Source organism: Mycobacterium sp. (genome assembly GCF_051006775.1).
GTDB lineage: Bacteria > Actinomycetota > Actinomycetes > Mycobacteriales > Mycobacteriaceae > Mycobacterium.
Window position 1 is genome coordinate 1 of sequence record NZ_JBPCSX010000153.1, and the last position, 13,933, is coordinate 13,933.

A 13,933-nucleotide genomic window follows, 5' to 3' on the forward strand; every position below is an offset into this window, starting at 1 on the left:
CGGCGGGCAGCTGGTGGCCCACTCCAGGGAGTTGCCGTGGCCCCACGGGTCGTCGACGGTGACGACCTCGCCGTAGCGCCAGCTCTTGAACACGTTCCAGAAGAACGGGATCACCGATGCACCGAGGATGAAGGCGCCGATGGTCGAGACGATGTTCAGCGTGGTGAACCCGTCGGTCGGCAGGTAGTCGACGTACCGGCGGGGCATGCCCTCGTTGCCCAGCCAGTGCTGCACCAGGAAGGCGACGTTGAAACCGACCATCGTCAGCCAGAAGTGCAGCTTGCCCAGACGCTCGTCGAGCATCCGCCCGGTCATCTTCGGGAACCAGAAGTAGACGCCGGCATAGGTGGCGAAGGCGATGGTGCCGAACAGCGTGTAGTGGAAGTGCGCGATCACGAAGTAGCTGTCCGAGACGTGGAAGTCCAATGGCGGGCTGGCCAGCATGACACCGGAGAGACCACCCAGCAGGAAGGTCACCAGGAAGCCGAAAGACCAGAGCATCGGCGTCTCAAAGGTCAACTGCCCCTTCCACATGGTGCCGATCCAGTTGACGAACTTGACGCCGGTGGGCACCGCGATCATGAAGGTCAGCAGGCTGAAGAACGGCAGCAGCACAGCACCGGTGACGTACATGTGGTGTGCCCACACCGCCATCGACAGCGCCGCGATGCTCAGCGTCGCGTACACCAGGGTGGTGTAGCCGAAGACCGGCTTGCGGGAGAACACCGGGATGATCTCGGAGATGATGCCGAAGAACGGCAGCGCGATGACGTACACCTCCGGGTGACCGAAGTACCAGAACAGGTGCTGGAACAACGTGACGCCGCCGTTGGCCGGGTCGTACACGTGCGTCCCGAGGCGACGGTCCGCGGCCAGGCCGAAGAGTGCCGCGGTCAGCAGCGGGAAGATCAGGATGACCAGGATCGAGGTCACGAAGATGTTCCAGGTGAAGATCGGCATCCGGAACATGGTCATGCCGGGCGCGCGCAGGCACACGATGGTGGTGATCATGTTGACCCCACCGAGGATGGTGCCGAGGCCGCCGACGGCCAAACCGAGGATCCACAGGTCTGCGCCGGCGCCCGGGGAGTGCACGGCGTCCGACAGCGGAACGTAGGCGGTCCAGCCGAAGTCAGCAGCGCCACCGGGGGTGATGAACCCACCCAGGGCGATGAGCGCACCGAAGACGAAGAGCCAGAATGACAGCGCGTTCAACCGCGGGAAGGCCACGTCGGGGGCGCCGATCTGCAGCGGCAGCACCAGGTTGGCGAAACCGAACACCACCGGGGTGGCGTAGAACAGCAGCATCGCGGTGCCGTGCATGGTGAACAGCTGGTTGTACTGCTCGTTGGACAGGAACTGCAGACCCGGAATGGCCAGCTCAGCCCGGATGAACAGGGCCATCAGCCCGGCCAGCGCGAAGAAGATGAAGCAGGCGACCACGTACATGATGCCGATCAGCTTGTGATCGGTGGTGGTCAGCAGCTTGTAGATGAGATTGCCCTTTGGCCCATTGGGCGCCGGGTGGGGGCGAGTGGCCTCTAGATCTCCGCGCGCAGGCACTACGGCTGTCACGACGTCCTCCAAACCATCTGTCGGGGTTTATCCCTGAAGCTACTGAGGAATCCTAACCCCAAACCAGGCGCCATGGGCCGTGGGTCCTACATTCTGTCGTACTCGCGTCGCGACCCCCCATGGACAAGGCCGAATGCCCAGCTCAACGGCATTTCCCGGGCCTGATGTTACGGTCGCGTGGTGCTTGCCCGCGCAGTGCTTCCCGGGGTGTTCGCCGCTGCCCTCGCCACCCCTGCGCTGCTCAGCGGTTGCTCGACCCCCGCGGGTCCCCCGGCGGCCGGTCCGACCAGCACGGTTGTGACAAGCACCACCAAGATCGCTTCGGCGGGGGTGCTGGGCAATCAGCGCCGCCCCGACGAGTCCTGCGCACCGGAGCCGGCCCGCCTTGATCCCGAACCGCCCGGGCCGCTGCGGCACGCCGCCGGGGAGACGGCGGTGGCGCCCGACCCGCAGCGCATCGTGGTTCTCGCCGGCGGCGAGCTCGACGCCCTGTGCGCACTGGGGCTGCAGTCCCGCATCGTCGCGGCCGCCGTGCCGGACGGCGCGGCCGGCCAGCCGTCCTATCTGGGCACCGTCGTGCATGACCTGCCGCCGGCCCAGGACCTACAGGCAGTCGCCGCGGCCAGACCGGATTTGATACTGGGCGCGCAGGCCGAACAACAGGACTACCCCGCCCTGGCGGCGATCGCCCCGACGGTGTTCACCGACACATCCGGAGCGGGCTGGCAGGACACCCTCCGGCTGATCGGCGCGGCCACCGGCCGCCGCGGCGCCGCCGACGAGCTGATCGCGGGATTCACCGCCCAGGCCCGCGAGAAGGGTGCGGCCACCGATGCTACGCACTTCCAGGCCTCGATCGTCGAGCTCACCGACACCACCGTGCGAGTGTGGGGTGCGCAGAACTTCCCGGCCAGTGTGCTGGCCGCTGTCGGCGTGGATCGTCCTGCAGCGCAACGGTTTACCGACAAGCCCTACCTGGAGATCGGCCTGGATGACGCACCGGACTTCGCACCCGCCGACGGTGACATCGTGTACATGTCCTTCGCGTCGCCGGCTGCCAAGGACCGCGCTCCGAAAATCCTCGAGAGTGACGCCTGGCGCAAGCTGTCCGCATACCGGGACAACCGGGTGTTCGTCGTCAACCGCGAGGTTTGGCAGACCGGCCAGGGCCTGATCGCCGCCCGCGGGATCCTCGACGATCTGAGTTGGCTCAACGCGCCGATCAACTAGCGGATGTAGTTCTCCCCGCTGGCGCGCACCGTGATGTCGCTGATGCTGATCCCCCACGGCTGATCGATGACACCGATGACCGAGTCGGTGAGGTCGTCGGGGTTGATGAGCCAGTACTGGATCGAATTCACATCGGCTTGCTCAGGACGCATCGATCCCGTCATCAGGTTCCCGAGGTTCTCGGCGAACTCCTGGCCTTTCTGTCCGGCCAGTCCCATGATCGCGTTCTCATTGACGATGCCGGAAGCCAGATTTGTTCCCATCACACCGGTCGGTTTGACGGTGGTGACCTTGATCTTCCCCTGCGTCTCGACACGCAGCGCATCGGAGAGTGCGGTGACGGCAAGCTTGGTGGCGCTGTAGACGCCGGCGCCTTCGATACCGCCGTTGCCATAGATGGAAGAAATGTTGACCACGTGGCCGCGGCCCTGACTGATCATCTGGTCATAGACGGCGATGATGCCGTTGAGCACACCCTTGATATTGATGTCGATCGCATGATGCCAACGCTGCCAGGCTTTTTCATGATCGGCGAAGTAGGCCAGCGGCATCACGCCGGCGTTGTTCACCAGGACGTCGATACCGCCGTAGGTGTCGACGGCGTTCCGTGCGGCGGCGGTGAACGCCGGCAGGTCGGTCACATCCGCCACCTCGGCGATCGCGAGTCCACCGGCCGCGCGGATACCGTTCACCACCTCGGCGAGACCGTCGGCGTTGACGTCGACGGCCACCACCTTTGCGCCACCGGCCGCGCACTTCTGACAGATCAACCGTCCGAAGCCGCTGGCGGCCCCGGTGACGACGATGACCTTGTCGGTCAGATACGACATATGCACCACTCCTGTCAGAGCATCCGCTCGCTCGCCGGCACTTTCGGCATCTGACTGGTGATGCACCCCATGGTGCCGAGGAACCGGTAGAGCTCGGGGTAGACGATCGGTTTTCCACTGTTGAGCACCGCCACCGAGATCGCCCGCTCCGGGTCGGACCAGGCCAGCATGTTGGTGAAGCCGAGGTGGCCGAAGGCCTGCTGGGTATCGCGGCCGTAAAGGCTCACCACCTGGGCACCGAGCATCAGGCCGTAGGAGAACCGGGTCGGATACACCAGCGACAGATCGATCTCCAGATGGGACCGCTCGACGAGGGCGCGGCGGATGGTGTCGGTCTCGATCACCCGGACTCCGTCGAGTTCGCCACCGCAGCGCATGATCTCGAAGAATCGGGTCAGCTCCCAGGCGGTGGTCACCACATTCGCGGCCGGCACGATCCCGGTCAGGAAGCGGGCATCGTTGGTGAGGTTGACCAGGTCGTCCAGACCCACCCCGAGGGCCCTGCTGAGCACATTCGACAGCGGCGGTGCCGTCGGCGCCCCGGTGATGTAGTTGACCGCCACCTTGTCGACGTCCTCGGGCGCGACGCCGTAGTTGGTCCACCGGAAGCCCAATGGATCGAGGAACTCCTCTGCCAGGACCTCGCGGATGTCCTTGCCGGTGACGGTGTGGACGACCTCACCGAGAATGAATCCGCCCGAGACCGCGTGATAGGCCAGATAGCGGCCGGCCTTCGCGAACGGCGAGGCGTTGATCAGGATGTCCTTCATGAATTCGCGGTCGCCGAGGTTGTCGAGATTCAGGGCGCTTCGCGGCAGGTTAGGGACGGCGGCGCGGTGGGCCAGCACATGGCCGATGGTGATCCGGTGTTTGCGGTTCTGCTCATAGCCGGGGATGTAGTCGGCAATCGGGTCGTCGGTGTGCAGCAGTCCACGCTCGCAGAGTTTGTGAATCACGAACGCGGTGATCGCCTTCGACGTCGAATAGACGCAGAACGGTGTGTCCACGGTGGCCGCAACCCGTTCGGAGGCCCGGCCGTCACGTGGGCCGTTGCCGCTGGCATGGCCGATCGCACGGTTGAGGATCACCGCGCCGTTGCGCCGCACACACACCTGCATCGCAGGGTGCACACCACTGCGGTACCAGTCGACGGCGGCATTCCACATGGTCTCGACTGCGGCCTGCTCGACTCCACCGTCGGCAGCAGCATCCTCGGGACCGATATCGGTGATCGCGTCAAGATCCCGAGGAACGTGGATCCGCCGCAGCGGGTCCAGCCCGCGCGGAAGCCTCGGTACCGACGGGATGCCAACCATTGGGCGAATCGTAGACCGCAGGAGCCCCTGTCAGTGCCATTGGCCCAAGGCCTAATCTCACACCATGACTACCGTTTCCGCTTACGCCGCGACATCGGCCACCGGACCCCTGACCAAGACCACCATCACCCGCCGCGAGATCGGTCCGCACGACGTCGGATTCGATATCCACTTCGCCGGAATCTGCCACTCCGACATCCACACCGTGCGCGCCGAGTGGGGTCAGCCGAACTACCCGGTGGTGCCCGGCCATGAGATCGCCGGCGTGGTGACTGCCGTCGGCTCCGAGGTGACCAAGTTCGCGGTCGGCGACCGGGTCGGCGTGGGTTGCTTCGTGGATTCCTGCCGGGACTGTAAGAACTGCAGGGCCGGTCTGGAGCAGTACTGCACCGGCGGCGGCAATGTCGGCACCTACAACGGGGTCGGCAGGGACGGTCAGCCGACCCAGGGCGGGTACAGCGGCAGCATCGTGGTCGACGAGAACTACGTGCTGCGCATCCCCGAGTCGCTGCCCCTGGATGCCGCCGCACCGCTGCTGTGCGCCGGCATCACCACCTACTCGCCGCTGCGGCATTGGAACGTCGGCCCGGGAACCCGACTGGGTGTGATCGGACTCGGCGGGTTGGGACATATGGCCGTCAAGATCGGTGCAGCGATGGGCGCGGAGGTGACGGTGCTGTCGCAGTCGCTCAAGAAGATGGAGGATGGACTTCGGTTGGGGGCCAAGCACTATTACGCCACCGACGACCGCGCCGTCTTCAAGAGTCTGCGCAACTCGTTCGACATCATCCTCAACACGGTGTCGGCCAACCTTGATCTGGGTAAGTTCCTCGGGTTGGTTGACCTCGACGGCGTTTTCGTCGAACTCGGCGCTCCGGAGAACCCACTGGTGGTTCCGCCGTTCTCGATCATCGGGATGCGCCGCAGCATTGCCGGTTCGGTGATCGGTGGCATCGCCGAGACGCAGGAGATGCTGGACTTCTGCGCCAAGCACGGCATCGCCTCAGAGATCGAGGTCATCGAACCCGGCTATGTCAACGAGGCTTACGAGCGGGTCATCTCCAGCGACGTGCGGTACCGGTTTGTGATCGACACTGAGTCGCTACGCAACGCGTAGGGACGAAGAGTCGAAACAGATCGCGCACTGAGTCGCTTCGCAACGCGTAGGGACGAGGACTACTCCTCGGCGCCGTGCAGGCCTTCCACGGTGTAGCCGGCGGCGGCGAGGATCTCGGCGACCCGCCTGATGTTCTCCGGACCCCCGTCGTGGTGGGCCACCCCCTCGATGAACTTCTCGATCTCGTCGTGGTCGACGACGTGACCGGCCGGTGCGATCTTCTCCGCGGCGGAGATTTCGCGCACCACCTCTTTGACCTGTTCCTCGGTCAACGGGCTGTTGCGCAGCAGCGCCAGCAGTGGCACCCGGTCCGGCCCCGGGACCCCGCCCGGGTAGCCGGCGCGCAGCCAGCTGATCATCGATTGCACACGGGACTTAGCGGTCATCCGTCCAGTGTCTCCCCGTTATGCCCCCAATGCCAACGTGTTCAGGAAGCGTTCACCTCTACATCAAACGAAAGCCGCCCCGGTGGGAAAACCGGGGCGGCCCTCACGTGCATCCTGGCAAACTGGAACCGGGTGTCAGAAGTCCCAGTCCGAGTCTTCGGTCACGACGGCCTTGCCGATGACGTAGGACGAGCCCGAGCCGGAGAAGAAATCGTGATTCTCGTTGGCGTCGGGTGACAGCGAGGAGAGGATCGCCGGGTTGACGTCCGTCTCGTCCTTCGGGAACAGCGCTTCGAAACCAAGGTTCATCAGCGCCTTGTTGGCGTTGTACCGCAGGTATTTCTTGACGTCCTCGGTCAGGCCGACCTGATCGTAGAGATCCTGGGTGTACTCGATCTCGTTCTCGTACAACGCATACAGCAGCTCGTAGGCGTAATCCTTGAGTTCCTGCTGACGCTCTTCGGTCTGAGTCACGTAGCCGCGCTGGAACTTGTAGCCGATGTAGTAGGCGTGCACCGCTTCGTCGCGGATGATCAACCGGATCAGGTCGGCGGTGTTGGTGAGCTTGGCCCGGCTCGACCAGTACATCGGCAGGTAGAAGCCGGAGTAGAACAGAAACCCCTCGAGCATCACCGAGGCGATCTTGCGCTTGAGCGGATCATCACCCCGGTAATAGTCGAGAACGATCTGCGCCTTGCGCTGAAGATTGGTGTTCTCCTCCGACCAGCGGAAGGCCTCATCAATGTCGGCGGTGGAGCACAGCGTGGAGAAGATCGAGCTGTAGCTCTTGGCGTGCACCGACTCCATGAAGGTGATGTTGGTCAGCACCGCCTCTTCGTGCGGAGTCAGCGCGTCCGGAATCATGCTCACCGAACCGACGGTGCTCTGAATGGTGTCCAGCAGCGTCAAGCCGGTGAACACTCGCATGGTGAGTTGCTTCTCGGCGTCGGTCAGGGTGTTCCAGGACGGGATGTCATTGGACACCGGGACCTTCTCCGGCAGCCAGAAATTGCCGGTCAGCCGATCCCAGACCTCGGCGTCCTTCTCGTCTTCGACACGGTTCCAGTTGATCGCCTTGGCGCGGTCAACCAGCTTGGCTCCACTGCTCACCAGAACCCCACTTCACCCAAAAATCGCCGGATATGAACTTACTTGCGAAACACTACCCCTAGTGTCTGACAAGCGGTGCTAACACAACAAGTTGTGTTCGGCGTGTCGCGCCGACATGCCCGTTCGGCGGTCGCGAGGCTGGTTCCCAGCAGGTCGGCGGCGCGCTTGGATGGGGCGTTTCGGCCCGGTCGATAGCGCGGACCCCGATCAACCACGGCTAGCATCAAGGAATTGTGACTGAGCGATTCGATGTGGTTGTCGCGGGCGGCGGACCCTCGGGGTCGGCGGCCGCCTGGCAGGCCGTGCAGACCGGTGCAAGAGTGCTGGTGGTCGACAAAGCGGGATTCCCCCGGGACAAACCATGCGGAGACGGCCTGACCGCGCGGGCGGTGAGCTACCTGCAGAAGATGGGCCTGGCCGACGAGGTGTCCACCTTCCATCGGATCAACCGGGTGACGGTGTTCAGCCCGTCGCGGTGGGAACTGTCATTCCCCAAACGCCCCGGCATGCCCGACCACGGGCACACCGTGAGCCGCACGGTGCTCGACACCATGCTGCTGGAGCACGCGGCGAAGGCCGGCGCGGTGGTGCGCCAGGGTGCCGAGGTCAGCGAGCCGATCCTCGACGGCAGCGGCCGGGTCACCGGCGTGGTGCTCAAGGGCGGGGAGAAAGTCCACGCCGACGCCGTCATCGCCGCCGATGGCGCGTACTCCCCCATCAAGCGGGCGCTGCAGATCGACTCGGACTACAACGGATACTCCGCGATCGCCATCCGCGCTGAGATGGACGCCAACCGTGCCGACTCCGACAGTTTTGATATCTACCTGAAGTTCGAGTTCCAGGGCGATCAGCTGCCCGGCTACGGCTGGGTGTTTCCAATGGGCGATGGCCGGTTGAACATCGGCCTGGGCTATATCAACAGCTACAAGAACTGGCAGGCCATCAATGCCACCCAGTTCCTCGGTGAGTTCCTGGCCACGTTGCCGCGCGAGTGGGAATTGCCCGCCATCGACGAATTGAAGAAGAACAAGAGCGTTCGGGCCTGGCGGCTCCCCATGGGCTTCACCGCCTGGCCGCCCTGGCGACCGGGTGTGCTGTTCGTCGGCGACTCCCTCGGCGCCGGCAAACCGGCGTCGGGGGCCGGGATATCCAAGGCTCTGGAGTCCGGGCTGGCGGCCGGTGAATGTGCGATCGCCGCGCTGGAGAACGGTGGGCCCGACGACTTCACCAACTACGAGCAGCGGATGAAGGCCGCATGGGGCAAGGAATACCGGCGCGGCCGGGTCCTGAACAAACTCGCCGGCTATCCGGCCTTGGCAGGGGCGGGCCTGAAGCTGCTCGACAATGCTCGCATCCGCGACGCGCTGCTGAAGTCGATGTACAAGAGAGCCCAGGGGCCGCAGCACAAGTTCTGACTGTCCGCGCCGATCATCTGCGCGGCTGATCCAGTCCGATCGCGTAGGACGTCATCGACAGCGACCCTTACGCGCACCCGTCGGTGAGCACCTCGACCTCATCGGCGATCTCCGCCGGCCGTGGAAAACCCTCGAGCACCCGGGTGCCGAAGGCGCGCCAGGCCTCGGTGTGCCGGTTGACCGCCGGCGATGTACTCACGGGCTCAGTTAGCCGGACCCCTGCGCGGATTGCCCACCGGCTGTAACATCTCCGCGGGTCAGGAGGGGTCGCCGATGAATTCCGGCCAAAAAACGCTCGCGAAAGCGGTCACGCACATCCTCACCGTCGGGTGTTTCCTGGGTCTGCTGCTGGCCGGATCGCCGGTGGGATCGGCCAGCCCAGCCCCCGCTCCCGGGGCCGGCCCCGAACACGTGACCGTCGGGGTCTACGTCGAGAACGTCCAGGCCGTCGACCTCAACACCAACAGTTTCTCCGCGGACTTCTACGTCTGGCTGCGGTGGCGCAACCCGGATATCGACGCGCCGGCCGGTATCGAGGTCCAGAACATATTCGAGAACTGGGCGCTGACCAAGACCGACCTGTACTCCGAACCGCGCAAACAACCGGACGGCTCGATGGTCTGGCTCGGGCGATATCAGGGGAGTTTCAACTCTCCGCTGTCGGTGTCGGACTATCCCTTCCAGAAGCAGACCCTGCGGTTCGTCTTCGAAGACGCCATCAACAACGTCGAACAGGTCGTCTACGTCCCGGACAAGGACCCAATCACGGTCAACCCCGACATCACCCTGGCCGGCTACAACTTCGGGACACCGCACATCGACTTCGACAGCCACACCTACCCGACATCGTTCGGTGACATCGAGTCGACTCCCGAGTCCCGGACCTACACCCGGGTAATGGTGGAGTTGCCGGTGACGTCTCCGGTGACATCGGGCATCTTCAAGACCATCCTGCCGTTGCTGATCGTGCTCATCGCCGCGGCACTGGGCGTCATCATCCCGGCCTCGTACGTGGACTCCAAGGTCAACGTGCCGATCACCGCGCTGATCGCACTCGTCGCGATGCAGTTCGGGGTGTCCTCGGCGTTGCCCGAGGTCGGCTACCTGCCGATGATCGACCTGATCTACGTGCTCGCCTACATTGCCATCACGGCAATGCTCGGCAGCGCGGTCATCGGCGCATGGCGACTGCGACACGACACCGAGGACGCGGCGATGCGACTCGAACGACGGTTCACACTGTGGATCAGCGTGGCGTTCGTGGCGTCCTTCGTCGCAGCCGTGCTGTTCTACGTATTCACCGGAAACTAGGAGCCGCTCACATGGTCGCCATCGGTTCCATCAGCGGTAACTGGACCCCCGGACAGGGAATCGTCACCGAGTGGAGGGCTTCGTCGTCCAGCCGGGCACTCGCGGCGGCGGCGCCCGTCGACCCTCTCCCGCCCACCTTCCAGCAGAAGCAGCATCTCCGTTCGGCGCTCACCGCCCGCAAGCGTCGACGTGACTCGGCGCGACTGATCCTTACGTCCTGGAGTATCGCCGGCTGGTGTGATATCGCGGCCATGACCGAGGCCATCAACGCCCACCTGCGCCGTCACGACACCTACCACAGCGCCTTCGACATCACCGACGACGGCGAGGTCATCCGTCGCACCATCGAAGACCCTGAGCTGATCGAATTCGTGCCCGCGGTGCTGGGATTCATGGAACAGGATGCGATCCGCGACCACGTGCTGACGGCCACCCCGGGCACGCTGGAATGGGACTGCTTCACCTTCGGCGTCATCCAGAAGGAACACCACTTCACCGTCTACGCCGACATCGACCATCTGCACACCGATGGAACGTCGTCACTGGTGATCTACGGCGACATCACCCGCGACTACCAGGCGCTGACCCTGGGGCGCGACGAAAGCGAAGCCGAACCCGCCGCCTACCGGGACTTCACCGAGAATCAGCACGACGAAGTCGACACCCTCACCCGCAACTCGGGTCCGGTGAAGGACTGGATCGACTTCGCTGTCGACGCCGACGGTGAATGGCCGAGCTTCCCGCTCGAACTGGGCAGCGCCGACGACGGCTCCGGCGGGGCTTTCACCGCGGAAATTCTCGACGCAGCGCAGACCGAGGCCTTCGACACCGCGTGCCGTCGAGCCGGGGCACGGTTCAGCGGTGGAGTTCTGGCGTGCGCCGCGATCGCCGACCACGACTTCACCGGCACCGACACGGTGCATATCTTCAGCCCCTTGGACACCCGGACCATTGACCAGGCGACCAGCGTCGGGTGGTACGCCAGCCTGTTCCCGATTTCCGTCGACGTCGGCCGCGACTTCGGCGAAACGGCACGATCAGCGCAGAAGTCCTTCGACGCCAACAAGCACCTGGCGGCGGTGCCGTTCGACCGCGTCCTCGATCTGGTCGACTCCGAAGAACTCGGCGACGCCGGTTCCGACCAGCCGATGATGGTATCGCTCTTCGACTTCCGGAAACTCGACCCCGCCATTGCCGACAACCTGGGCATGTTCATCGACGACCTCAACCACGGCAGCATCAACATCTGGGCGACCCGCAACCGCGATTGCACGACCATCACCGTGTCGTTCCCGGAAACGTTTGACAGTCGCCGCTCGATCCACAACTACATGGCAGCGCTTCGTAGCGCGTTCATCTCCGCCGCCGGCGGCTGAGCCTCAACCTCCGGCCGTGAACCGCACGCGGACCGTCTCGGTCGGTGCGTTGGATGGCCGGTTGTCCGTCAGGACGGCAGCGCCGGTCGGGTACTAATCGTTGGAATCCAAGACCTCACTGCGAGTCCTCGATGCAATACCGGCACGTTGCCTTCTTGACCCCTTTATTCGTGTGGTGTCTGGTATGCGCGCTACGCCGACTCGACGGCATTGGACGGCCTTTGCGAGCCGACGACATCTTGGCCCGCGTTTCTTCACTGGCAACGCGGCCAAAATTAGGGTTCCCGGTGCCCGTCATCCTCTTGGACAACCTGGCCTTTGCCTCCTCCGACACCCGGCGGCCGTAGCCGGGGTGGTCGGGACCGAACTTCCCATAGTTCGGGTTGTCCGCCCCGGCATACGTACCTTTACGCGCAGCCGACCACTTCGCCCGCTGTTCGGGCGAGTGCTCCCCCCTGTAGAAAGGATTCTCGTCACCGAATCGGCTGGGAATCATTCGACCCGTCGCGCGGATACTCGCCGCCCGCCGCATCTCTGCAGTCCATTCCACGCCCGTCGGCCCAAGCCCGCCTGCCGCAAGGTTCAGCAGAGGCTGGCCCTCATGCCGCAACAAAGCTATCCAGGCGATCTCCGCCTCACCTAGCTCATCGAGTTCGTCTGCCCAGTCCAGGTGAACGACAACCACATCGTCGCGATCTTGCTTGCGCAACCAGTCGTAGAACGGCGTTTTCCTCCCCGCCGCAGCCTCTTTCCAGTGCTGCCGCAACCGCACCTGCGCTGTTTTAGTGGTGAGACCGACATAGCGATAACGCGATTCAAACCGGAGCCTGATCCCATAGACCAAGCCCCCGATTGATCGTTCAGCCACTAGGAGCACCTCGGTTTCAGCGGCAGGCAATCACAGCATGCAACTGACGCAGTTCTCAACCTCGGTACCTTGCAGCGCCATCTGGCGAAGGCGGATGTAGTACAGCGTCTTGATCCCCTTGCGCCAGGCGTAGATCTGCGCCTGGTTCACCTCGCGGGTGCTGGTGGTGTCCTTGAAGAACAGCGTCAGACTCAGCCCCTGGTCCACATGCTGGGTGGCCGCGGCGTAGGTGTCGATGATCTTCTCGTAGCCGATTTCGTAGGCATCCTGGAAGTACTCCAGGTTGTCGTTGGTCATATACGGCGCCGGGTAGTAGACCCGACCAATCTTGCCTTCCTTGCGGATCTCCACCTTCGACGCGATCGGGTGAATCGAACTCGTCGAGTGGTTGATGTAGGAGATCGAGCCGGTCGGCGGCACCGCCTGCAGGTTCTGGTTGTAGATGCCGTTGCGCTGCACCGACTCCTTGAGCCGCGCCCAGTCGTCCTGGTTGGGGATCCGGATGCCGGCGTCGGCGAACAGCGTGCGCACCTTGTCGGTCTTGGGCTCCCAGACCTGCTCGGTGTACTTGTCGAAGAACTCGCCGCTGGCGTACTTCGACCTCTCGAACCCGTAGAAGGTAGACCCGCGCTCGATGGCGATTCTGTTCGACGCGCGCAGCGCGTGATACAGCACGGTGTAGAAGTAGATGTTGGTGAAGTCGATACCCTCTTCGGAGCCGTAGAAGATGCGCTCCCGGGCCAGATACCCGTGCAGGTTCATCTGCCCGAGCCCGATCGCGTGAGCCTCCTTGTTGCCCTTCTCGATCGAGGGCACCGAGGAGATGGTGGTCTGATCGCTGACCGCGGTCAGCGCCCGGATCGCCACCTCGATGGTCTGGGCGAAGTCTGGTGAGTCCATCGCCTTGGCGATGTTCAGCGAACCGAGGTTGCACGAGATGTCCCGGCCCACTTCGGCGTACGACAGATCATCGTTGAACCGCGACGGGGTGGACACCTGCAGGATCTCCGAGCACAGATTGGAGTGGGTGATCTTGCCGTCGATGTGGTTGGCCCGGTTCACCGTGTCCTCGAACATGATGTAGGGGTAGCCCGACTCGAACTGCAGCTCGGCCACGGTCTGGAAGAACTCGCGGGCCTTGATCTTCTGCTTGCGGATGCGGGCGTCGTCGACCATCTCGTAGTACTTCTCGGTGACCGAGATGTCGGAGAACGGAACGCCGTAGACCCGCTCGACGTCATAGGGCGAGAACAGGTACATGTCGTCGTTGTTCTTGGCGAGTTCGAAGGTGATGTCCGGGATCACCACGCCGAGGCTCAGCGTCTTGATCCGGATCTTCTCGTCGGCGTTCTCCCGCTTGGTGTCCAGGAAGCGGTAGATGTCCGGGTGGTGGGCGTGC

Annotated in this window: 13 protein-coding genes; 5 read left to right on the forward strand and 8 right to left on the reverse strand. The window is 64.0% G+C overall.

All coding sequences use genetic code 11. The features are described 5' to 3' along the window. Positions 1–1,575, reverse strand: a 1,575-nt coding sequence (gene ctaD, locus ACR2JI_RS11155; protein WP_526390138.1) for an aa3-type cytochrome oxidase subunit I, incomplete at its 3' end; no start/stop codon positions are given. A gap of 177 nt (positions 1,576–1,752) precedes the next feature. Here ctaD and ACR2JI_RS11160 point away from each other — a divergent pair. Further along, entirely contained in the window at positions 1,753–2,805 is a 1,053-nt protein-coding gene (locus ACR2JI_RS11160) for an iron-siderophore ABC transporter substrate-binding protein (protein WP_526390139.1), read from the forward strand. On the opposite strand, the gene ACR2JI_RS11165 is transcribed toward ACR2JI_RS11160, so the two are convergent. Then, positions 2,802–3,635 (reverse strand): SDR family oxidoreductase, encoded by an 834-nt coding sequence (locus ACR2JI_RS11165; protein ID WP_526390140.1) that lies wholly within the window; start codon positions 3,633–3,635, stop codon positions 2,802–2,804. The two genes, ACR2JI_RS11160 and ACR2JI_RS11165, sit on opposite strands and share 4 nt — an antisense overlap. A 14-nt stretch (positions 3,636–3,649) precedes the next feature. Continuing rightward, positions 3,650–4,951, reverse strand: coding sequence for a serine hydrolase domain-containing protein (locus tag ACR2JI_RS11170; RefSeq protein ID WP_526390141.1), 1,302 nt, complete (start codon positions 4,949–4,951; stop codon positions 3,650–3,652). Positions 4,952–5,015: 64 nt separating this feature from the next. On the opposite strand from ACR2JI_RS11170, the gene ACR2JI_RS11175 reads away from it, so the two are divergent. Further along, positions 5,016–6,068 carry an NAD(P)-dependent alcohol dehydrogenase gene (locus ACR2JI_RS11175; RefSeq protein ID WP_526390142.1) on the forward strand — a complete coding sequence of 351 codons (1,053 nt, stop codon included), beginning with the start codon at positions 5,016–5,018 and terminating at the stop codon, positions 6,066–6,068. A 59-nt stretch (positions 6,069–6,127) separates the two neighbouring features. Here ACR2JI_RS11175 and ACR2JI_RS11180 read toward each other — a convergent pair whose 3' ends face one another. Further along, positions 6,128–6,454 (reverse strand): DUF3349 domain-containing protein, encoded by a 327-nt coding sequence (locus tag ACR2JI_RS11180; protein ID WP_526390143.1) that lies wholly within the window; start codon positions 6,452–6,454, stop codon positions 6,128–6,130. Positions 6,455–6,589: 135 nt separating this feature from the next. Next, a complete protein-coding gene (gene nrdF, locus ACR2JI_RS11185; protein WP_526390144.1) occupies positions 6,590–7,564 on the reverse strand; it encodes a class 1b ribonucleoside-diphosphate reductase subunit beta in 975 nt (324 codons plus the stop codon). Between the two features lie 233 nt (positions 7,565–7,797). Between nrdF and ACR2JI_RS11190 the strand changes: the two genes are divergently transcribed. Beyond that, positions 7,798–8,979, forward strand: coding sequence for a geranylgeranyl reductase family protein (locus tag ACR2JI_RS11190; protein WP_526390145.1), 1,182 nt, complete (start codon positions 7,798–7,800; stop codon positions 8,977–8,979). Positions 8,980–9,046: 67 nt separating this feature from the next. On the opposite strand, the gene ACR2JI_RS11195 is transcribed toward ACR2JI_RS11190, so the two are convergent. Next, on the reverse strand, positions 9,047–9,178 hold the full coding sequence (locus ACR2JI_RS11195) for a hypothetical protein (RefSeq protein ID WP_526390146.1): 132 nt from the start codon (positions 9,176–9,178) through the stop codon (positions 9,047–9,049). 74 nt (positions 9,179–9,252) lie between these two features. Here ACR2JI_RS11195 and ACR2JI_RS11200 point away from each other — a divergent pair, with 74 nt between their 5' ends. Then, positions 9,253–10,290: a ligand-gated ion channel gene (locus ACR2JI_RS11200; protein WP_526390147.1), complete on the forward strand. Its 1,038-nt coding sequence runs from the start codon at positions 9,253–9,255 to the stop codon at positions 10,288–10,290. A gap of 11 nt (positions 10,291–10,301) precedes the next feature. Further along, positions 10,302–11,666 carry a condensation domain-containing protein gene (locus ACR2JI_RS11205; protein ID WP_526390148.1) on the forward strand — a complete coding sequence of 455 codons (1,365 nt, stop codon included), beginning with the start codon at positions 10,302–10,304 and terminating at the stop codon, positions 11,664–11,666. 115 nt (positions 11,667–11,781) lie between these two features. On the opposite strand, the gene ACR2JI_RS11210 is transcribed toward ACR2JI_RS11205, so the two are convergent. Further along, positions 11,782–12,534 carry an NUMOD3 domain-containing DNA-binding protein gene (locus ACR2JI_RS11210; protein ID WP_526390149.1) on the reverse strand — a complete coding sequence of 251 codons (753 nt, stop codon included), beginning with the start codon at positions 12,532–12,534 and terminating at the stop codon, positions 11,782–11,784. A gap of 30 nt (positions 12,535–12,564) precedes the next feature. After that, a partial coding sequence (gene nrdE / locus ACR2JI_RS11215; RefSeq protein ID WP_526390150.1) for a class 1b ribonucleoside-diphosphate reductase subunit alpha occupies positions 12,565–13,933 on the reverse strand: 1,369 nt, incomplete at its 5' end.

Coding starts and splice junctions, on each gene's coding strand:
- ACR2JI_RS11205 (WP_526390148.1), top strand. CDS start 10,302: ATGGTCGCCATCGGTTCCATCAGCGGTAACTGGACCCCCGGACAGGGA.
- ACR2JI_RS11175 (WP_526390142.1), top strand. CDS start 5,016: ATGACTACCGTTTCCGCTTACGCCGCGACATCGGCCACCGGACCCCTG.
- ACR2JI_RS11170 (WP_526390141.1), bottom strand. CDS start 4,951: ATGGTTGGCATCCCGTCGGTACCGAGGCTTCCGCGCGGGCTGGACCCG.
- ACR2JI_RS11165 (WP_526390140.1), bottom strand. CDS start 3,635: ATGTCGTATCTGACCGACAAGGTCATCGTCGTCACCGGGGCCGCCAGC.
- ACR2JI_RS11180 (WP_526390143.1), bottom strand. CDS start 6,454: ATGACCGCTAAGTCCCGTGTGCAATCGATGATCAGCTGGCTGCGCGCC.
- ACR2JI_RS11200 (WP_526390147.1), top strand. CDS start 9,253: ATGAATTCCGGCCAAAAAACGCTCGCGAAAGCGGTCACGCACATCCTC.